Annotated in this window: 20 protein-coding genes and 1 riboswitch; of the genes, 11 read left to right on the forward strand and 9 right to left on the reverse strand. The window is 71.9% G+C overall.

The window, feature by feature from the left end:
- Window positions 1-6: 6 nt before the first annotated feature.
- The 7 genes from ACFHWU_RS20785 to gcvP all read left to right on the forward strand — a co-directional run bounded on the left by ACFHWU_RS20785 (window position 7) and on the right by gcvP (window position 7213).
- Window positions 7-888: a DUF881 domain-containing protein gene (locus ACFHWU_RS20785; RefSeq protein ID WP_416555917.1), complete on the forward strand. Its 882-nt coding sequence runs from the start codon at window positions 7-9 to the stop codon at window positions 886-888.
- Window positions 889-957: 69 nt separating this feature from the next.
- Window positions 958-1338 carry a glycine cleavage system protein GcvH gene (gene gcvH / locus ACFHWU_RS20790; protein ID WP_416555918.1) on the forward strand — a complete coding sequence of 127 codons (381 nt, stop codon included), beginning with the start codon at window positions 958-960 and terminating at the stop codon, window positions 1336-1338.
- Between the two features lie 218 nt (window positions 1339-1556).
- Window positions 1557-2009, forward strand: coding sequence for an FHA domain-containing protein (locus tag ACFHWU_RS20795; protein ID WP_123601610.1), 453 nt, complete (start codon window positions 1557-1559; stop codon window positions 2007-2009).
- Window positions 2010-2132: 123 nt separating this feature from the next.
- Complete coding sequence (locus ACFHWU_RS20800; RefSeq protein WP_416591367.1) at window positions 2133-2828, forward strand: MerR family transcriptional regulator; 696 nt, start codon at window positions 2133-2135, stop codon at window positions 2826-2828.
- Between the two features lie 92 nt (window positions 2829-2920).
- Window positions 2921-3385, forward strand: a complete 465-nt coding sequence (locus ACFHWU_RS20805; protein ID WP_123604662.1) for a bifunctional nuclease family protein — start codon at window positions 2921-2923, stop codon at window positions 3383-3385.
- A 157-nt stretch (window positions 3386-3542) separates the two neighbouring features.
- Window positions 3543-4112, forward strand: coding sequence for a MerR family transcriptional regulator (locus tag ACFHWU_RS20810; RefSeq protein ID WP_416555919.1), 570 nt, complete (start codon window positions 3543-3545; stop codon window positions 4110-4112).
- Between the two features lie 109 nt (window positions 4113-4221).
- A riboswitch (glycine riboswitch) is annotated at window positions 4222-4319 on the forward strand.
- Window positions 4320-4387: 68 nt separating this feature from the next.
- Window positions 4388-7213, forward strand: coding sequence for an aminomethyl-transferring glycine dehydrogenase (gene gcvP, locus ACFHWU_RS20815; protein ID WP_416591345.1), 2826 nt, complete (start codon window positions 4388-4390; stop codon window positions 7211-7213).
- 48 nt (window positions 7214-7261) lie between these two features.
- On the opposite strand, the gene ACFHWU_RS20820 is transcribed toward gcvP, so the two are convergent.
- Complete coding sequence (locus ACFHWU_RS20820; protein WP_278174506.1) at window positions 7262-7462, reverse strand: DUF5999 family protein; 201 nt, start codon at window positions 7460-7462, stop codon at window positions 7262-7264.
- A gap of 276 nt (window positions 7463-7738) precedes the next feature.
- On the opposite strand from ACFHWU_RS20820, the gene def reads away from it, so the two are divergent.
- Window positions 7739-8248, forward strand: a complete 510-nt coding sequence (gene def, locus ACFHWU_RS20825) for a peptide deformylase (protein WP_416555921.1) — start codon at window positions 7739-7741, stop codon at window positions 8246-8248.
- 37 nt (window positions 8249-8285) lie between these two features.
- Here the strand turns inward: def and ACFHWU_RS20830 are convergent, their stop codons facing one another.
- The 4 genes from ACFHWU_RS20830 to ACFHWU_RS20845 form a co-directional block, all read right to left on the reverse strand.
- A complete protein-coding gene (locus ACFHWU_RS20830) occupies window positions 8286-9473 on the reverse strand; it encodes an alanine racemase (RefSeq protein WP_416555922.1) in 1188 nt (395 codons plus the stop codon).
- A complete protein-coding gene (locus ACFHWU_RS20835) occupies window positions 9470-11215 on the reverse strand; it encodes an IucA/IucC family protein (RefSeq protein WP_416591346.1) in 1746 nt (581 codons plus the stop codon). The genes ACFHWU_RS20830 and ACFHWU_RS20835 overlap by 4 nt, the downstream gene beginning before the upstream one ends.
- Entirely contained in the window at window positions 11212-12840 is a 1629-nt protein-coding gene (locus ACFHWU_RS20840; protein ID WP_416591347.1) for an IucA/IucC family protein, read from the reverse strand. Before ACFHWU_RS20840 ends, ACFHWU_RS20835 begins: the two co-directional genes overlap by 4 nt.
- Window positions 12841-12911: 71 nt before the next feature.
- The gene (locus tag ACFHWU_RS20845) at window positions 12912-13052 is read right to left on the reverse strand and encodes a hypothetical protein (RefSeq protein WP_416591348.1); all 141 of its coding nucleotides are present in this window, start codon (window positions 13050-13052) and stop codon (window positions 12912-12914) included.
- Here ACFHWU_RS20845 and ACFHWU_RS20850 point away from each other — a divergent pair.
- On the forward strand, window positions 13045-13845 hold the full coding sequence (locus ACFHWU_RS20850) for an endonuclease/exonuclease/phosphatase family protein (RefSeq protein ID WP_416591349.1): 801 nt from the start codon (window positions 13045-13047) through the stop codon (window positions 13843-13845). The genes ACFHWU_RS20845 and ACFHWU_RS20850 overlap by 8 nt on opposite strands.
- Window positions 13846-13890: 45 nt before the next feature.
- Here the strand turns inward: ACFHWU_RS20850 and ACFHWU_RS20855 are convergent, their stop codons facing one another.
- Window positions 13891-14889 (reverse strand): tyrosine-type recombinase/integrase, encoded by a 999-nt coding sequence (locus tag ACFHWU_RS20855; RefSeq protein WP_416555927.1) that lies wholly within the window; start codon window positions 14887-14889, stop codon window positions 13891-13893.
- 378 nt (window positions 14890-15267) lie between these two features.
- Complete coding sequence (locus ACFHWU_RS20860; protein ID WP_416591350.1) at window positions 15268-15996, reverse strand: SDR family NAD(P)-dependent oxidoreductase; 729 nt, start codon at window positions 15994-15996, stop codon at window positions 15268-15270.
- 24 nt (window positions 15997-16020) lie between these two features.
- Here ACFHWU_RS20860 and ACFHWU_RS20865 point away from each other — a divergent pair, with 24 nt between their 5' ends.
- Together ACFHWU_RS20865 and ACFHWU_RS20870 are read left to right on the forward strand one after the other, a co-directional pair.
- The gene (locus ACFHWU_RS20865) at window positions 16021-16926 is read left to right on the forward strand and encodes a patatin-like phospholipase family protein (RefSeq protein ID WP_416591351.1); all 906 of its coding nucleotides are present in this window, start codon (window positions 16021-16023) and stop codon (window positions 16924-16926) included.
- An 85-nt stretch (window positions 16927-17011) separates the two neighbouring features.
- Window positions 17012-17716 carry a hypothetical protein gene (locus ACFHWU_RS20870; RefSeq protein WP_416591352.1) on the forward strand — a complete coding sequence of 235 codons (705 nt, stop codon included), beginning with the start codon at window positions 17012-17014 and terminating at the stop codon, window positions 17714-17716.
- Window positions 17717-17819: 103 nt separating this feature from the next.
- Here ACFHWU_RS20870 and cydB read toward each other — a convergent pair whose 3' ends face one another.
- A complete protein-coding gene (gene cydB / locus ACFHWU_RS20875; RefSeq protein ID WP_416555931.1) occupies window positions 17820-18818 on the reverse strand; it encodes a cytochrome d ubiquinol oxidase subunit II in 999 nt (332 codons plus the stop codon).
- Window positions 18819-18838: 20 nt separating this feature from the next.
- Window positions 18839-20257, reverse strand: coding sequence for a cytochrome ubiquinol oxidase subunit I (locus ACFHWU_RS20880; RefSeq protein WP_416591353.1), 1419 nt, complete (start codon window positions 20255-20257; stop codon window positions 18839-18841).
- Window positions 20258-20384: the final 127 nt, after the last annotated feature.

Below are 20384 nucleotides of genomic sequence, written 5' to 3' on the forward strand. Positions count from 1 at the left end.
TGGCTGATGGTGCAACGTAGGAGTACCGGTACGGGCTGGCCGGACGCGGCGCGGTCGCCGGGTGCGGGTGGGCGGGTTCCGGCCGGGTCCGGTGAGCCGCTGGACACCGCCGGGGTGCCAGCTCCGGACGGTCCAGGCGCTGGGGTCGACGGTGGTGAGGACGGGTCGTCGGGTGCCGGCGCGGGTCGGGGTTCCCGGCGGGTGTCCACTGCCGGGCTGATGATCGTGGGTCTGCTGGTGCTGCTCGGGTTCACCCTGGCCGTTCAGGTTCGCAGCACGTCGACGGATCCGACGTTGGCGGCGGCCCGCCAGGAGGATCTGGTACGGATTCTGTCGGACCTGGAGGCCCGGGAGGAGCGGCTGCGGCAGGACATCGCGGAGCTGGAGGCGAGTCAGCGGCAGTTGACCTCTGGTGCCGAGGGCCGGGCGGCGGCGTTGGAGGAAGCGTCGCGTCGGGCGGACGAGCTGGGGGTACTGGGCGGCAGTCTGCCGGCGCAGGGGCCGGGCCTGCGGGTGCGGTTCGTCGCCGGTCGGGAGCCGATCCGGGCGTCGGAGCTGTTGGACGCGGTGCAGGAGCTGCGGGGTGCGGGTGCCGAGGTGATGCAGGTCAGCGGCGGGGACGGGCAGTCGGTGCGGATCGTGGCGAGCAGCTACCTGCTGGACGTCGACGGCGGCGTGGAGGTGGACGGCGTACGGTTGACCGGTCCGTACGAGGTGCTGGTGATCGGTGAGCCGTCGACGATGCGGACGGCGTTGAACATTCCGGGTGGGGTGGTGGCTTCGGTGTCCGGTGACGGCGGTACGGTGATCGTCGAGGAGCGCGACGTGGTCGAGGTGTCGGCCTTGAGTGATCCGAGTCAGCTGCGGTACGCCCGCCCGGTCTCCTGATCGGACGGGGTGTCGTCGGTGGGCGGGTTGTCAGTGGTGGTGAGTGGTGCACAGACCGAAGGACCGGCCGTGATTCCAGAGGATCTGCGGTATACCGCGGAGCATGAGTGGGTGGCGGGTGACGCCGCCGGTCCTGTGCGGGTGGGTGTGACCCATTTCGCGCAGGAGGCGTTGGGCGACATCGTGTTCGTCGAGCTGCCCGCGGTCGGCGCCGAGGTGTCGGCGGGCGAGCCGTGCGGTGAGATCGAGTCGACGAAGAGCGTGTCGGAGATCTACGCGCCGTTGACCGGCACGGTGGTGGCCCGTAACGAGGCGCTGGTGGACGCACCGGAGACGGTCAATGCCGACCCGTACGGCGCCGGTTGGCTGGTGCAGTTGTCGCCGGTTGATCCGCAGGCGGTGAGCGGGTTGCTCGACGCCGCGGCGTACCGGGAGCTCACCGAGCGCTGACCCGGCGGCGTCGGCGAGGTATCGTGTGCCCGCGAGTCTTGTTGACCCTTGTTTTCGGCGCTGGCTAGGCTCGCCCAGTCGACCGAGAAGCCAACAACAGTTGAGCGTTGCGGAAATTGCCGTCCTGGCACGGGGGAGCTTGCGCCTTGCGATCGTTCAAGGTCTGGTGGCCGACCCGACACACCCGACGCCGACCGAACAGATCCGTGAGGTGGTCCATGACGCGCCCAGACGACGAGTTCCCCCCGCTCGACGTCACGTCGACGTTGAACCTCGGTTCGCTCGACGAAGTGCTGGAGGGGCCGGACGCCGACGTGGTGCCGAGCCGGATGTCGGGTTCGTTGCCGCCGGGGATGGCGTTGCTGGTGGTGCGGCGGGGCCCGAATGCGGGGGCCCGGTTCCTGCTGGACCACGATGTGACGACGAGCGGCCGGCATCCGGACAGTGACATTTTCCTGGACGACGTGACGGTGTCGCGGCGGCATGCGGAGTTCCATCGTGACGGCGGTACCTTCACGGTGCGCGATGTGGGTAGCCTGAACGGCACCTATGTCAATCGTGAGCGGGTGGAGGCGGCGACCCTGAGCAACGGTGACGAGGTCCAGATCGGTAAGTTCCGGCTGGTCTTCATCGCCGGTCCGCGGCCGGACGAGGAGGCCGGCCGCGGTTGACGTCCGGGGCGCGGACGGAGGTGGCTTCGTGCGCGGTGTGTGGGTGACGCCGGTCGGTGAGCCGGGGGTGTCGTGGTGAGTGAGCAGGCGGCGGCCCGGGAGGACGTGGCCGGTTCGTCGTTGATGAGTATCGGCGAGGTGCTGGCCCAGCTCCGCCCGGAGTTTCCGGACACGACGATTTCGAAGTTGCGGTTCCTGGAGGCTGAGGGCCTGGTGGAGCCGCGGCGGTCGCCGTCGGGTTACCGCAAGTACAGCTGGGACGATCTGGACCGGTTGCGTTTCGTCCTGACGGCGCAGCGGGACCAGTATCTTCCGCTGCGGGTGATTCGTGAGCAGCTGGCGGCGCGGGACGCCGAGTCGGCGGCGGGCCGGTCGCGTCCGACGTTGGTGGCGGTCGGTCCGTCCGGTGAGGTGCCGGGCCGGTCGCCGGTGCCGGCGCAGCTGGCGCAGTCCCGGTTGAGCCGCACGGAGCTGCTGTCCCGCAGTGGTCTCGAGTCGGTGACGTTGACCGAGGTGGAGCGGCTGGGTCTGGTGGTCGCGGTGGCGCCGGGCTGGTACGACGCCGATGCGCTGGTGATCGCCACGGCGGTGGCGGGGCTGCTGCGGCATGGCCTCGAGGTGCGTCATCTGCGGGCGGTACGGGCGGCGGCGGACCGCGAGTCGGGTCTGTTCGCCCAGTTGGTGGCGCCGTTGGCGCGGCAGAGTGATCCGGCTGCCCGGGCTCGGGCGGCGGAGACGGCGCGGGAGCTGATCGGGTTGTCGCAGCAGCTTCACGCAGCGCTGGTGCGGGCAGGTCTGCGGGGGGCGCTCGGCCGGTGAGGTGACTGGCGGGACCGGACGGTGGCGCTGTGGTCCGTGTACCGTGCAGGGAGGGCCGGAGCGGGTTTGGTGACGACGACACGGAGGCGGCGGTGCGTGAGCTGAGCGTGGTCGGGGTGCGGGTGGAGTTGCCCACCAACCAGCCGATCGTGCTGCTGCGTGAGGTGGACGGGGACCGTTACCTGCCGATCTGGATCGGTGCGGTGGAGGCCACGGCGATCGCGTACGAGCAGCAGGGCGTGAAGCCGGCGCGGCCGTTGACGCATGATCTGTTGCGGGACGTGCTGGCCGCTGTGCGGGCGCCGCTGCAGGCGGTGGAGATCACCGAGTTGAAGGACAACGTCTTCTACGCGGACCTGGTCATCGGTGACAGTGTGCGGGTTTCGGCTCGGCCGAGTGATTCGATCGCATTGGCGTTGCGGGTCGGTGCTCCGATTCGTTGTGCTGAGCAGGTGCTGTCCGAGGCGGGCATCCTGATTCCGGATGAGCAGGAGGACGAGGTCGAGAAGTTCCGGGAGTTTCTGGACCAGGTGCGTCCAGAGGATTTCGCGGGCTGACCGCTGCCGGCGGGTGTCATCCCGTGGCGTGGCAGCCCGTACGCGGCGTGTCGCGGCCCGGGTTGCCTGGTACGGCCCGCTGCCGGCGTTACGCTGGTCCTGTCGATCGGCTCATGTTCCGTCCTGGTGTGGGCCGCCCTGACGGGGAGGTTTCCGTATGCCCGCACAGCGAGAGCCGGAGCCGGGGTCGTCTGGTGACGTGGACGGTGCCGGATCGGACGCCGACGCCGTCGGCTATCGCGGAGTGACCGCCTGCCACGCGGTGGGGATCAGTTACCGGCAGTTGGACTACTGGGCGCGGACGTCGCTGGTGGTGCCGAGCGTGCGTGACGCGACAGGTTCGGGTTCGCAGCGGCTGTACTCGTTCCGCGACCTGGTGGTGCTGAAGGTGGTCAAGCGGCTGCTGGACGCCGGTGTGTCGCTGCAGAACATCCGTCGGGCGATCGAGACGTTGCGGTCCCGCGGGGTCGGGGACCTGGCGGGGATCACCCTGATCTCGGACGGGACGACGGTGTACGAGTGCCGGTCCCCCGAGGAGGTCGTCGACCTGTTGCAGGGCGGCCAGGGGGTGTTCGGGATCGCGATCGGCGGGGCGTTCAAGGAGATCCAGGGATCGTTGTCGCAGCTTCCGGCGGAGCCGGCGGTGACTTCCGAGCCGGAGGTGGTGGTGCCGGTGGCCGGAGGCGACGAGTTGGCGGCGCGCCGGGCGCGCCGCCGCGCCGGCTGAATTCGCGCGCCGCAGCTGCGGCGGCCGGGGCGACACGGGCGAAGCTGGCTTCGTGATCGACGTCACCGCCCGGCAGGGCGGGTGCTGCCGGTAGCGTGTAGACCGCCGTACATCCCGTGTGGGAGAGACCGTCCGCTACCCGGTGGGCGGCGCCGAAGGGGCAAATCCTCCCCGGAACCTCTCAGGCAGAAGGACCACACGGGTTGGCGACTCTGGAGGCGGCGGCGCCGACAGAGGGGGAGGTTGCCTGCCGACCTCGTCCCGGGAGCCGCCTGGTGAGTGCCTCGTCCCTGTTTGTCGACCGTCACGTCGGCGTCGATCCGGTCGCCCAGCAGCGGATGCTGGATGTCGTCGGTTACTCCAGCGTCGCTGATCTGATGGATGCCGCGATTCCTGAGGTGATCCGCTGGCGGGGCCGGCTGGACTTGCCGGAGCCGGTCAGCGAGCCGGAGATGACGGCCGCGTTGCGGCGGCTGGCCGACGCGAACACGGCGGCGGTGTCGATGATCGGGACCGGCTACCACGGCACCCACACACCGGCGGTGATCCGCCGCAACGTGCTGGAGAATCCTGCCTGGTACACCGCTTACACCCCGTACCAGCCGGAGATCAGCCAGGGCCGGTTGGAGGCGCTGCTGACGTATCAGACGATGGTGTCGGATCTGACCGGGCTGGCCACGGCGAACGCGTCGATGCTGGACGAGGCGACCGCTGCGGCGGAGGCGATGACGTTGGCACGGCGGGCGTCGAAGGCGCGCAGCGACGTGTACGTGGTGGACGCCGACACGTTGCCGCAGACGGTGGCGGTGCTGCGGACCCGGGCGGAGCCGCTGGGTGTGCAGGTGCGGGTGTGTGACGTGCGGGCCGGCCTGCCGGACGAGTTCTTCGGGCTGCACCTGCAGTTCCCGGGCGTGTCGGGGCGGCTGCGGGACGACGCCCCGCTGGTGGCGGTGGCGCACGCGGCAGGGGCGCTGGTGACGGTGGCGGCGGACCTGTTGGCGTTGACACTGCTGCGGCCACCGGGGGCGTACGGTGCGGACGTGGCGGTCGGCACCACGCAACGGTTCGGGGTGCCGATGGGGTTCGGCGGTCCGCACGCCGGTTACCTGGCGGTGCGTTCCGGTCTGGAACGGATGCTGCCGGGCCGGCTGGTCGGGGTGTCGCGGGACGTGGCCGGTGACCGGGCGTACCGGCTGGCGTTGCAGACCCGGGAACAGCACATCCGCCGGGAGCGGGCAACCAGCAACATCTGCACGGCGCAGGTGCTGTTGGCGGTGACGGCCGCCATGTACGCGGTGTACCACGGCCCGCAGGGGTTGACGGCGATCGCGCAGCGTACCCATGCGATGGCGGCCCGGTTGCGGGCCGGGTTGGCCGCCGGCGGGGTCGCCGTTGCGGACGGGCCGTTGTTCGACACGGTGACCGCGGTGGTGCCGGGTAGGGCCGCCGCGGTGGTGGCGCGGGCGGCGGACCGGGGGGTGAACCTGCGGCTGGTGGACGCCGACACAGTGGCGGTGGCATGCGACGAGACCACCACCGAGGAGCACCTGGCGGTGGTGTGGGCGGCGTTCGGGGTGCCCGCGTACGCGGGGGAGGCGCCGGTGCTGATTCCGGCCGGGTGGCGGCGCACCGGGGAGTTCCTCACCCACGAGGTGTTCCACGCGTACCGCAGCGAGACGGCGATGCTGCGGTATCTGCGGCGGCTCGCCGACGTCGACTACGCCCTGGACCGGGGGATGATCCCGTTGGGGTCGTGCACGATGAAGCTGAACGCGGCGGTGCAGATGGAGCCGGTCAGTTGGCCTGGGTTCGCCGACGTGCACCCGCTGGCGCCGGCCGGGCAGACGGCCGGCTACCGGCAGCTGATCGGCGAGTTGGAGCGTTGGCTGGCAGAGGTGACCGGCTACGACGCGGTCAGTGTGCAGCCCAACGCCGGGTCGCAGGGGGAGTTGGCTGGTTTGTTGGCGATCCGCGGCTTCCACCGGTCCCGGGGGCAGACGCGGCGGGACGTGTGTCTGATTCCGTCGTCGGCGCACGGCACGAACGCGGCGAGCGCGGTGATGGCGGGCATGCGGGTGGTGGTGGTCGGCTGCGACGCCGACGGCAACGTCGACGTCGACGACGCGGCGCGGCTGATCGCCGTACACGGTGCCGACCTGGCGGCGATGATGGTGACGTATCCGTCGACGCACGGCGTGTACGAGGACGGTATCGCCGAGTTGTGTGCCCGGGTGCACGACGCCGGCGGGCAGGTGTATGTCGACGGGGCGAACCTGAACGCGTTGCTGGGGTTCGCCCGGCCGGGTCGGTTCGGGGCGGACGTGTCGCACCTGAATCTGCACAAGACGTTCTGCATTCCGCACGGCGGTGGCGGGCCGGGGGTGGGTCCGGTCGCGGTGCGGGCGCATCTGGCGCCGTTCCTGCCGGGTGATCCGGTCGGCGGCGATGCTGACCGGCCGGTGGTGTCGGGTGCCCGGTACGGTTCGGCCGGGATTTTGCCGATCCCGTGGGCGTATCTGCGGCTGATGGGTGCCGACGGGTTGGTGCGGGCGACCGGGGCGGCGGTGCTGGCGGCCAACTATGTGGCGGCGCGGCTGCGGCCGCATTTTCCGGTCCTGTACGCCGGTAACAAGGGCCTGGTGGCGCACGAGTGTGTGCTGGACCTGCGGGCGTTGACCCGGGCGACCGGGGTGACCGTCGAGGACGTGGCGAAACGGCTGATCGACTACGGGTTCCACGCGCCGACGATGTCGTTTCCGGTGTCCGGCACGCTGATGGTGGAGCCGACCGAGAGCGAGGACCTGGCCGAACTGGACCGGTTCTGTGACGCTATGATCACGATCCGGTCGGAGATCGACGACGTCGCGGCCGGCCGGTGGCCGGTGGCGGACAGCCCGCTGCGGCAGGCACCGCACCCGGCGGCGCTGGTCACCGCCGACGAATGGGCGCTGCCGTATCCGCGGTCGGTGGCCGCGTACCCGGCGGGGCCGGGGCAGCGGACCGGGAAGTACTGGCCACCGGTACGGCGGGTCGACAGCGCCTACGGGGACCGGAATCTGGTGTGCGCGTGTCCTCCGCCGGAGGCGTTCGCCGCCGGCTGAGGACAGGTCGGGTCGGCTCGACGGTGAGCCTGCGGTGGCTGCTGCCGGTCAGGCGGCGAGAGCGTGCCGGGCGGGGCCGCGGTGCGGGGCGATGCTGCTGCCGTCGGGAAGCAGCTCGCCGGTGTCCTCGAACACGATGACACCGTTGCAGAGCAGGCTCCAGCCCTGTTCGCGGAAGCAGGCGACGACGCGGGCCGCTTCCCGGTCGACGGCGTCAGCCGAGGGACAGATCGGTTGGTGCTGGCACATCGGGATCTCCGGGAACTGTGGGGGGTGCTGTGTCATGGTTCACATGACCAGTGATGAACGTTACCAAGCCGAACGACACCGTTCCGAGCAGGTGACGGCCTGCGGAACCAAGAATCCTCCCTTCGGCCGAGGCATGTCCGACCGGTCGGCGTGGAAACGCTCCCACACATCCTAGGCCCCGGCCGCCGCCCACTGCCTGCCCTGAACGACTCGCACCACCCGCACACCCGGCCCGCCATCCGGCAACCCGCACCACGCCCAGGTAGCCTGACCGCCATGACCATGCGCCCGATCCGGATCATCGGCGACGCCGCGCTGCGCACCCCCGCCGAACCGGTCACCGACTTCGACGACACCCTGCGCGCACTGGTCACCGACCTGATGGACACCCTGCTCGGCGCCCCCGGCCGCGCCGGGGTCGCCGCCCCGCAGATCGGCGTCAGCGCCCGCGTGTTCGTCTACGACGCCGACGGCCACCGCGGCCACGTCGTCAACCCCCGGCTCGAACCACCCGCCGGCGAGCTGTCACCCGACGACACCGACGACGAAGGCTGCCTGTCCATCCCCGGCCTGTACTTCCCGACCACCCGGGCCCGCCACGCCACTGTCCACGGCGTCGACCAGCACGGCCAACCCGTCACCGTCACCGGCAGCGGATTCCTCGCCCGCGCCCTGCAACACGAAACCGATCACCTCGACGGCCGCCTCTACGTCGACACCCTGCGCGGCGACGCCCGACGCCGGGCGCTACGTGAAATCCGCGCTGCCCACTGGGCCCGCCGCTGACCCCCCGCCCGACCCCGGCGCCGGGCGGCCGGCCCCGTCACACCACCACCATCCGCGGGTACGGATGCCGCAGGAAATCATGATGCGAAATGTCCCACCCGTACGCGCCGGCCCGGCCGAACACCACCACGTCACCCACCCGCAGCCGCCCCACCACCTGCCCCCGGCACAGCACGTCGCGCGGCGTACACAACTCACCCGACACATCCACCGCCACCGCCGCCACCTGCGGCCGGGCGAACGGATACGGCCACCGGTCCACCGGCACCACCCCGAACGGATGGTCGTACCCCCACGCCGCCGGCAACCGGAAATGGTGCGTACCGCCCCGCACCACCGCGAACCACCGGCCCTGCGTCCGCTTCAGATCCACCACCTGCGCCACATACCAGCCGGCGTCCGCCACCAGCAGCCGACCCGGCTCGAACACCAGCCGTACCCCCGACGGCACCACCAACCCCGCCAACCCGGCCCGCAACGCCGCCACATCGAACCGCCGCCCACCCCGGTAGTCCACCCCGAACCCGCCGCCCACATTCACATACTCCAACCCCACCCGCCACCGCCGCGCCGCCGCCACCGCCCAGCCCACCGCATCCACCACGAACCCCGCATGCGCCACCGCATCCACATTGTTCGACACCGCGTGCAGACTGAACCCCACCAGCCGCACCCCCGGCAGCTCCGCCGCCACCTGCACCACCGCACCCAGATCGGCCTCGTCAACCCCGAACTGCGTCGCCGCACCCACCATCCGGTGACTACCCGCCAACCCGCCACCCGGCCGGTTCACCCGCAGCGCCGCCACCGCCGGTACTCCCGCCGCCCGCGCCACCAGATCCAGCCGCCGCAACTCCAACACACTCTCCACGTTCACCACCGCACCCGCCGCCACCGCCGCCGCCAACTGCCCGTCCGTCTTCGCCGGCCCACCGAACACCAGCTGACCGGCACCCGCCGCCACCGCCGCCGCCAACTCGCCACCCGACGCCACCTCGACCCCGTCCACCGCCGCCGCCAACTCCGCCACCACCGCCGGATGCCCGTTCGCCTTCATCGCGTACAGCAGCACCGAACCCGCCGGCAACGCCGCCCGCACCTGCGCCGCCGCCTCCCGCAACACCGCCCGGTCGTACACGTAGGCACACACCGGTTCGTCACCGGCGGCCAACTCCGCCACCACCGCCGCCACCCGCGGCGGCACCACCACAGCCGGCACCGTCACCGCGCCCCCACCGGCGGACCGCCGTCGAACCCGGCATCACCGACCGGGTTCCGCACCGGCACGTACACGTCCCCGGCACCGGACAACCGCATCCGCACCAATGCCTTGTGCGCCACCATCGGCGCCGTCCACGCCCGATGATCGTCGGCCGCCCACCCGGCTTCGACCCCACCAGCCGACCGCAGACCCTCGTACACCTCGTCCACCACCTCCCGCACCACCCGCCACGCCGCCGCCTCGTCGACCCCCCACCCGGTGACCAACCCCAACACCACCTCACCCAGATGCGCCTGCAACGCCGTGTACCCCAACTTCGCCCGCATCACCGCCGCGTCGTCGGTACCCACCACCGAACCCGGCGCCAACCCCACCTCGACCCCCGCCTGCGCCAACCGCGGCAACAACAACCGCAGCCCCGCGAAGTCGCGCACCACCAACCGATACGGCACCCCGTCACGGAACGTCGGCAGACAGTTCTGCAGATGCGCCTCCAACGCCACCCCGAACCGGCTCGCCAACCGCAGCAACGGCGGCAACACCACCCGCGCGTACGCCCCCAGGAACCCCAACCCGGCCACCGCCCCCACCAGCCCCCGCACCCCACCGAAATCCGCCACCCGCCGCGCCAACTGCGCCGACGTCACCAACGCCACCCCCGGCACCGCCACCTCACCCGGCACCAGCCGCCCCGCCAACCCGCCCCGCACGATCACCGACATGTCCCGCCCCGACCCCACCCGCACCGCCGCACCCGCCACCTCCGGCAACAACACCAGCCGCCGCGCCGCCACCTCGTCGGCCGCCACCAACGACGCCAACACCGTCGACAACGCCGGACCGTTACGCACACTCGCCATCGAGATCGTCCGCCGCGTCGACGTCACCTGAATGTCCACCGACAACTTCAGATACCGGCGCGCACCGTCGCGCCCCGCCGGCAACAGCACCGTTCGCACCGCCGCCGTCGGCACCGCCGGCACCACCCCCGGCAACAACCGCACCACCCCCCGGTCCAGCAGATCCGCGTACCGCGACGACACCACCGACCGCTGCCACACATGCACCGGCTGCACCACCCAGCCCGGCTGCGCCACCGGCACCTGCGGATACCAGCGCGCCAACTCCGCCGCCACGTCCTCACCCACATGCAGATCCCGGCGCACCGCCACGAACCCGACCCCCGTCGCCGGCGACTCCACATCGTGGGCCACCACATCCGCCACCGACCACCCCAACCGGGTACGCCCACACGGGTGCAGGTTGTGCCCCGTCACCGCCAGCCGCTCGGCCCACACCCCCCAGCCGTCCGGATCATCCGGACCCCGCGCCGGACCGGGCCGCGTCGCCGCCACCGCCAAATTCACCACCGCGTCGGTCAACTCCGCCGCCAACGCCCACCCCCGCCGCCGCGCCAACACCGACACCGGCAACACCGCCAACGGATCCGCCACCGACCCCGCGTCGGCCACGAACCGGTCGAACCCGTGCCACCGGCCCGCGCCCCGCCACGCCTGGCGCACCCCACCCACATCCTCCCGGCACAACGCGTCCACCAGCCGTCCACCGACCACCCCCGCCGCCCACGGCACCGCCTCCCCGAACCCCGTCACCAGGTCCGGCGCCACCCGCCCCAACCCGGCCGCCGCCGCCGTCACCGCCGCGTCCACCCCGATCACACCCAACCCGCAACCACACGACCGGCCGCCGGACAGCACCCCCACCGCCGACCCAGCCCCGCTCACCACGCACCCGCCAACGGACTCGCCACCCACGCCCACCGCGGCGTCAACGGATCCGACGCCAACCGCATCGACAACATCGCCTTCACCGGCCACCGCCCACCCAGCACCGCCGATGCCACCGACCCCCGCACCGCCGCCGGCAACCCCGCCACCACGTCCCGCGCCACCACCGCCACCGCCCGCCACAACACGTGCGGCTCCACCCCGAACTCCCGGGCCAGCACCGCCACCGGCTCACCCAACGCCGTTCCCACCGCCGCCACCGCCGTCACCGCCACCTCCGCCGAATCCTCGGCCACCACATCGCCGTACACCGCCGGCACCGGCACCCCCGCCGCAGCCAGCCGCCGCACATCCAACCGCACCCCACCCACGTCCCGATACCACACCCGCACCAGCCGACCCCCACGCCACACCAGCAAAACGTTCTGCCCGTGCGCCTCCAGCCCCACCCCTCGACCCAGCAACTTCACCACCGGCCCCAGCACCACCCGCGCCAACCGCGACACGAACGCCACCGGATCACCGCCGTACCCCGCCCGCACCAGACCCGCCGCCACCGACGGACCACCCGGCACCGCCACCGGCGCCGCCAACGCCGCCAACGGCATCACCTGCACCCCCGGGCCCACCTGCGGCACCCGCCGTCGCACCACCGCCAACGACCGACACAACCTCCCATCGACCACCACAGCCCCCGCAGCCACCTCCGGTAACACCCACAACCCCGGCACATGCCGCGCCAACCGCGCCACCAACGCCGTCACCACCGGACCGTTACGCACCGCCGCCTCCGACACCGTCCGGACCGCGCTGGTCATCTGCACATCCACCGCCGTCTTCCACTGCCAGCCCCCACCCGATGACACCGGCTCCACCGTCCGCAACGACAACAACGGCCGCACCCGCACAACCCGGCCGGTAGGCCGCAACCACCCGTACCCGCCCAGCACATGATCCCGCTGCCACGGATGCACCGGCAGCAGCGGCGGCAACCCCGAACCCGAACTCACCCACCGGTCACCCGGCACCGCCACCAACTCAACCTCCACCACCGGCCGATGCTCCGGCGCGTACGCCAGCACCTCCTCCGTCGACATCCCCACCCGGGTCCGGCACCCCGGATGCACCGGATGCCCGTCCACGACCGCCTGCTCCCAGCCGTGCGCCGACCGGACCAGACCCCCGCCACCACCCGCCACCGCCCGCGCACCCCGCGCCAACGCCAGATTCGCCACACTGTTCGCCAGCTCGCCGGCGACCGCCCCACCACCGGGCCACCCCAGCACCGACAACAACTCCGCCGGATCCGCCACCGCCCGGTCACCGGCCGGCCCCACCACCGACACCCCCAGCCCCGGGCCCGCCGCCGCGAACAACTCCGCCGCCTCCGCCGGTCCCACCACCCGCCGCCCGTCGACCAACCCCAGCACCAGCCGTCCGTCAACCACCCGACGGTCCGTCACCTCCGGCACCGGTTCACGCCCCAACGCACCCCACAACCGTGCCAGCACCGCCGCCCGTGCCCCCGGCACCGCCGCCGTCACCGCATCCACCAGCTCCGGCCGGCGCCGCCGCACCGCCGCCACCGTCGCCGCCACGTCCGGACACTCCACCGTCGACACCGCACCTCCCACGGACCTCGGCCTGCACCGCCCACAGCCGACCGGCACACCACCGGCACGGCCGGCACGCCTCACCGCCCCCGACGCCGCCGCAGCCACACCCCGCACCAGCCCGCCGCCAGGAACACCAGCGCGCTGCAGCACAACGCCTTCACCACCATCCCGCCACCCTGCCACACCACCCGCACCCCGTAAGGTGCCCGTGTGCGCATGGCCACCTACAACCTGCTGCACGGGCGCTCACCCCACGACGGGCACGTCGACCCCGACCGGATCACCGCCACCATCGTCGACCTCGACGCCGACATCTGCGCCCTGCAGGAAGTCGACCACGCCCAACCCCGCAGCGGGCACCTCGACCTGACCGCGCTGGCCGCCGCCGCGCTCACCGCCGGCACCCACCGGTTCGCCGCCGCCCTCGTCGGCACCCCCGGCAGCACCTACCGGGTGCCCCGTCACGACCACGACGGACACGACGAACCCCGCTACGGGGTCAGCCTGATCAGCCGGTACCCGGCCCGGCACTGGCGGACCCTCCGGCTCGGCCCGGCCCCCGTACCCGCTCCGGTCGCCGTCGGCGGCCCCGGCCCCCGGCTGCTGCTCCTACGCGACGAACCACGGGTGCTGCTCGCCGCCGTCCTCGACACCCCGCACGGCCCGGTCACCGTCGCCGCCACCCACCTGTCGTTCGTACCCGGCTGGAACCTGCGTCAGCTGCGGATCGTCACCCGTGCCCTGCGGGCCATGCCGCCACCGCGGCTCCTCCTCGGCGACCTCAACATGCCGGCCGGGGTGGCCGCCGCGGCCACCGGCTGGCGGCCACTGGGCCGGCTGCCCACCTACCCGGCCGCCCGGCCCCGGATCCAACTCGACCACATCCTGCTCGATCCGCGTGACGCGCCGCCCGCGCTGACCGCCGTGACCGCCGTCGCCGCACCGGACCCGGACGTCGCCGTCTCCGACCACCGCCCACTGACCGTCACCGTCTCGACCGGCACCCGGTGACGGCGCTGGCCCCGAACCGGTCGGGGCCAGCGCCGTCACCGCCGTTCAGGCCGGCCCGACGACTTGGCGCAGCGACCGGTTCGACCGGTTGGCCCGCGCCGCCGCCCGCTGCTGGTCGGCCGTCACCTCGATGTAGTTCTGGCTGGCCGTGAGGCTCGCATGGCCCAGCAGCCGCATGATCTCGGCGGCGTTCGCCCCGTCCTCGGCCAACCGGGTGGCGAACGTGTGTCGCAGCGCGTGCAGCTGCGCCCCCCGCGGCACCCGCTCGGTGATCCCGGCCCGCCGGAAACACGACCGCACCAGGTACTGAAGGCCGCCGCGTCGTAGGGCGGCACCGCGCCGGTCGACCAGCAGCGGACCTCCGGGGCGTACCGACCGGGGGCCGAACCGTCGCCGCCGGCTGGCCAGGTAGCCGTCGACGACGACGTCGACAGCCGCCTCCACCGGGACGGTCCGCAGCCGACCGCCCTTGCCGGCTACCTCGATCCGGCGTTCACCGGGACGTCCCGCGACCGAGCCGACCCGCAGCCCTAGCAGTTCGCCGAGCCGCAGACCGGCGCACAGGGCGAGGGCGACCACCAGCAGGTCACGCTCCGGCCACGGGTCGCGCTGGCCGGGGTCGGTCCGGGCGGCGGCAGCCAGCAGCGTCTCCGGCGTCTCCTCGCCCCGCAGCGGCTTCGGTAGTGGCACCGGGGCCCGGGGGCGGCCCACGGCGGGCATCGGGTTTCCGGCGGCGATGCCATCGGCGACCAGGAAGTTGAACCACGAGTTCCACGTCGACCAGGCCCGGTGCACCGACGCGGGGGAGCGGGGGGCCGCGAACCGGGCGAACGCGGCGCGGAGCCGTCGTTGGTCGAGCGCGTCCAGCGGTACGTCGGTCCAGGGCAGGGGAGTCGGTTCGGTGGAGTCGCCGATCAGGCGTAGGACGGCGACGAGGTCGCGGCGGTAGGCGTCCAGGGTGTGCGGGGAGGGTTTGCGGGAGGCGCGGTCGGCGAGGAAGTCCTCGACGAGCCGTACCGCCACCAGATCCACAAATTGGTGCATAAGGGATATTATGCATGTTTCTCGGATTGCCGCCAGAGCTGTCCGAGGGCTGTGGCCGGCAGGGGAGGTCGACCAAGGAGCGGATCGAGCGTCCCGGCATCCGCCAGCGCCCCGTACGGGTCAGGCGACACCTCGGATGCGAGGCTGAAAGCGGACGTGTCGCCGACGGCGCGCCGGTCGCGTCGTCGGACGTCCGGTGACGGGAGGTGCGGGAAAGAATTCACCGACCCCCGGCGAGGTCACTTCGGGCCGAACCGAGCCGGCCAGTCGCCTTCACCCAGGCCTCTAGTTGACATAATGTTCATTATCGAACTGATATCGGCAATGTCCCGGAACAGCCGTCCGGGCAGACCCCGGTGTCCACGCGCGGACGCCTACTCACAGTCCGCCGGCGACCCGCAGCACTGTCCCGGTGGTGTACGACGCCTCGGCGCTGAGCAGCCAGCCGACGGCGCCGGCGATCTCCTCGGGCCGCCCCGCCCGGCGCAACGGCACGGTCGGTGCCACCCGGGCCGGACGGCCCGGTTCACCGGACAGGGCGTGGATGCCGGTCAGCACGGTGCCCGGCGCGACACCGTTGACCCGGATGCCCCGGGGTCCGAGCTCCTTGGCCAGGCCGACGGTGAGCGTGTCGGTGGCGGCCTTGACGGCGGCGTAGTGCACGTACTCGCCGGGGCTGCCGAGGGTGGCGGCTGCCGACGACACGTTGACGATGACACCGCCGCTGGTCATCCGGCGGGCTGCCTGCTGGGCGCAGAGGACGTAGCCGACGAGGTTGACGTCGACGACGCGGCGCAGATCCTCGACGGTGAGCTCGACGAAGGGTCCGATCCGGCTGGTGACGCCGGCGTTGTTGACCAGCCCGGTGACGGGTCCACAGTCGGCGGCCGTGTCGAACAGCGCCGAGGCGGAGTCAGGGTCGGTGGTGTCGACGGCGACGGTGACGGCGCGGCGGCCGAGCGCTGCGACGTCGTCGCGTACCGCCCCGGCGGCGTCGACGTCGGTCCGATAGCCGATGACGAGGTCGTGTCCGGCTGCGGCGAGTCTGCGTACGGTCGCGGCGCCGATCCCCTTGCTGCCGCCGGTGACCACGGTGACCGGTGCCATCCGGTACTCCTCTCCCCTGCTGCCGTGTCGGGTCTGGGCCCGCCGGTGACGTTACCGGCGGCGCTGGCGGGCAATAGACATGGTGTGGTGGGTTCGCGGGCGTTGGTGCTGGGCAGCGGCGGGGTGACCGGGGTGGCCTGGCAGCTCGGGGTGCTGTCCGGGCTGGCGCGCGCCGGGGTCGAGCTGGGCGGGGCCGACCTGGTGATCGGGACGTCGGCCGGTGCGGTGGTGGGCGCGCAGTTGTGTTCCGGCGCGGATCCGGCGCGACTGTACGCGGGGCAGCTGGTGCCGGGTGAGTCGTCGCCGGACCGGATGGGGCCGGGTGCGGTGGCGTGTCTGCTGTGGTCGGCGGTGGCTGCCCGGGACGCCCGGCGGGCGCGGGCGAGGATCGGCCGGTACGCGGTGTCGGCGGTCGGGGCGGGGCGGTCGCGGCGGCCGGTGTTCGAGGAGGCGTTGCCGTCGTGGTCGTGGCCGCGGCGGCGGTTGTGGGTGACGGCGGTGGACGCGGACTCGGGGGATTTCGTGGTGTTCGGAGGTCCGGGGCGCGGGGCGGATCTGGTGGATGCGGTGTCGGCGAGTTGTGCGGTGCCGGGGGTGTGGCCGCCGGTGCGTATCGGTGGTCGGCGGTTCGTCGACGGTGGGATGCGGTCGGCGACGAACGCGGATCTGGCCGCCGGGTTCTCGTCGGTGGTGGTGCTGGCGCCGATCAGTTGGGGTCTGGGTCATCTGCGGCCGGTGTCGCGGCAGGTGGCGGCGCTGTCGGCGGATGTGGTGGTGGTGTCGCCGGACCGGTGGGCGCGGCGGGCGATCGGGCGGCGGCTGCTGGATCCGGCACGGCGGCCGGGGGCGGCGCGGGCCGGGTACCGGCAGGGTCTGTTGGTGGCTGGCCGGGTGCGTGGGGTGTGGGGTGGTGCTGTCGGGTCGGGGTGATCGTGGGTGGTGGGGTCGCGGTCGACGGTGTCGGCGGCGGCTGGTAGGAAGGTCAGCACTCAAACAGATGTACGGAAAGGGTGTCATGGCTGCCGCGGGTGCTGTTGCGGGTGGGTTGTCGGATGAGGAGCTGGGGGTGATTCGGGAGGCGGTGTCCGCCGGCCGTAAGCCGAAGGTGATGTTCACCGAGTCGGCGGGGCAGATTGCCGGTCAGGTCGGTCAGGTGGTGGATCTGGGTGACCCGGCGGTGTCCGACGAGTGGGTGGTGGTGCGGTTCGGTCGTGACGAGTTGCCGTTCTCCCCCGGTGATCTGGTGGTGGCGCCGCGGGGCGCGGCGGGTCGGCGGGCGGAGTCGAAACCGGAGCCTGAGCCGGTGGAGCCGGTGGTGGAGCCGGAGTTCAAGTTGGGTGAGCCGCCGGTGGTGCCGGTGGTGCGTCGGGAGGACACGGAGGGGTCCACGGTGGATTCTGGTACGGAGAAGCCGGTGCGGCGGGCGGCGAAGGCGGCCAAGCCGAAGCCGCCGGCCGGGTTGACGGTGACGTTGGCGTACACCGACGGTGAGTGGACGGTGGCGGCGACGCAGGGTGCGAAGGCGTTGGCCAAGCCGTACGTGGTCCGGCCGGCCGAGGCGTTGAAGATGGTGGCGTTGGTGGACGTGCCGGGTGTGCATGAGGCGGTGGAGCAGATCCTGGCGGCGGAGCGGGCCGAGGCGCAGCGGCAGGCGGAGAAGTTGCGGGCGGAGCTGGCTGAGGTGGAGGCACGGTTGGCGGAGTTGCCGGAGGTCGGTTGACGTCGCCGCGCGCACCGTCGGTGCCCGCTGGACCACCTGCTTGGGTCGAGCGGGCACCGACGGTGCGCGGTGGCCCGCCGGCGACGGGTCGACGTGGCGCGGGTCAGTGGCTGGGCTGGTCGGTGACGCTGACCCGGCGGCGGAAGATCCAGTAGGTCCAGCCCTGGTAGAGCAGGACGATGGGGGTGAGCGCGGCGGCGACCCAGGTCATGATGGTCAGGGTGTAGGGGGTGGATGCGGCGTTGGTGGTGGTGAGGGTACCGGCGGGGTCGGTGGTGGACGGTAGGACGGTCGGGAACAGGGTGGCGAACAGGGTGGCGACGGCGAGGCCGATGGCGGTGGCGGTGCCGGTGAAGGCCCAGCCTTCGCGGCGTACCTGATTGGCGGCCAGCCCGGCGACGAGGGCGAGTGCCGCGGTCACGGCGAGGGCGACGGCGGTGGGGGTGGCGCGGATGGTGAGGGTCCAGGTGAGGAAGGCGATGGCGAGTGCGGCGGCGGCCAGGCCGGTCCAGCTGGCGACGCGGCGGGCGCGGTGACGTAGGTCGTCGGTGGTCTTGAGGGCGAGGAAGACGGCGCCGTGGGTGATGAACAGGGCGGTGGTGGTGGCGCCGCCGAGCAGGGCGTACGGGTTGAGCAGGGTGAGCAGGGTGCCGGTGTATTCGTGGTCGGCGTCCAGCGGTACGCCGGCGACGATGTTGGCGAAGGCGACGCCCCAGAGTGCGGCGGGGACGACGGAGCCGGCGAGGATGGCGTTGTCCCAGCGGGTACGCCACTGGGTTTCGGGGCGCTTGTCGCGGTATTCGAGGGCGACGCCGCGCAGGATGAGGGCGATGAGGATGAGCAGCAGCGGTAGGTAGAAGCCGGAGAAGAGGGTGGCGTACCACTCGGGGAAGGCGGCGAACATGGCGCCGCCGGCGGTGATGAGCCAGACCTCGTTGCCGTCCCAGACGGGTCCGATGGTGCTCAGCGCGGCGCGTCGTTCGGATTCGGTGCGGCCGGTGAGGCGGGCGAGGACGCCGACGCCGAAGTCGAACCCTTCGAGGATGAAGTAGCCGGTGAACAGGGTGGCGATGAGCCCGAACCAGACGGTGGTGAGTTCCACGAGGGGTCTCCGGTGGGTGGTCAGTGGGCGGCGGCCAGGGGCCGGTCGGTGGTGGTGTCGTCGGTGTCGTCCGGTGGTGGTGGGTCGGTGAGGTCGGGTAGGCCGTTTCGGGCGTAGCGGATGAGGAGTTTGACTTCGATGACGGCCAGGGCGGCGTAGATGAGGGTGAAGGCGGTGAAGGAGGTGATGACTTCGGTGAGGGAGACGCTGCGGCTGACGCCGTCGCGGGTGAGCATTTCGCCGAAGACGATCCAGGGTTGGCGGCCCATTTCGGTGAATATCCAGCCGAAGGTGTTGGCCAGTAGGGGTAGGACGGGCAGGGTGAGGCTGGCGCGCAGTAGCCAGCGGCCGGTGGGGGTTCGGCCGCGTCGGGTGGCCCAGAGGGCCCAGAGGGCGATGGCGGCGGTGGCGAGCCCGAATCCGATCATGAAGCGGAAGCTCCAGTAGGTGACGGGGATGATCGGGGTGTAGCTGCCGGGGCCGTACTGGGCGGCGTACTGGGCCTGCAGGTCGTTGATGCCCTGGACTTCGCCGGCGGGGTCGCCGGTGGACAGCCAGGACAGCAGGTGGGGGATCTTGAGGGTCCAGATTTCGCGGCTGCCGTCGAGGGTGCCGACGGTGACGACGGAGAAGGACGCGGGGCTTTCGGTGGTGTAGAGGGCTTCGGCGGCGGCCATTTTCATGGGCTGGACCTGGGTCATGATCTTGCCTTGGATGTCGCCGGTGCCGATGACGGCGGCGGTGGCGAGCAGGGTGGTCCAGGCGCCGAGTTTGGTGGCGGTGCGGAAGGCGGGGGTGTCGGGGCCGCCGGGGTGGCGGACGAGGTGCCAGATGGCGATGGCGAGGACGAGGGCGCCGGCGACCATGAAGCAGCCGGCGAGGGTGTGCGGGAAGGTGATGAGGGTGACCTTGTTGGTGAGTACGGCGATGAAGTCGGTGAGTTCGGCGCGGCCGGTGCCGGGGTTGATGCGGTAGCCGACGGGGTTCTGCATCCAGGAGTTGGCGGCGAGGATGAACCAGGCGCTGATGATGCTGCCGAACGAGGCGAGCCAGATGGTGGCGAGGTGCAGTGCCTTGGGGAGTCTCCCCCAGCCGAATATCCAGAGTCCGAGGAAGGTGGATTCGAGGAAGAAGGCGAGGAGGGCTTCGATGGCGAGTGGTACGCCGAAGATGTCGCCGACGAAGCGGGAGTAGTCGCTCCAGTTCATGCCGAACTGGAATTCCTGCACGATGCCGGTGACGATGCCCATGGCGAAGTTGATGAGGAAGAGTTTCCCGTAGAACTTGGTGAGTTTGAGGTAGCGGTCTTCGCCGGTGCGGTGCCAGGCGGTCTGCAGGATGGCGACGAGGAGGCTGAGTCCGATGGTGAGTGGGACGAACAGGAAGTGGTAGACGGTGGTGACACCGAACTGCCAGCGGGCTATGTCGAGCGCGTCCACGGCTCCCCCATCTAGATACTACCAAGCGTAGTACATACTACAACCTGTCGTTCTGGTGGCCAGGGTCGGAGGTCCCCTCTCGCCCGGGACGTCCGTCCCGGCCGCCGTCACCCCCGCCCGCGCCGGT

Source organism: Micromonospora sp. LOL_015 (assembly GCF_048060275.1).
Lineage (GTDB): Bacteria > Actinomycetota > Actinomycetes > Mycobacteriales > Micromonosporaceae > Micromonospora_E.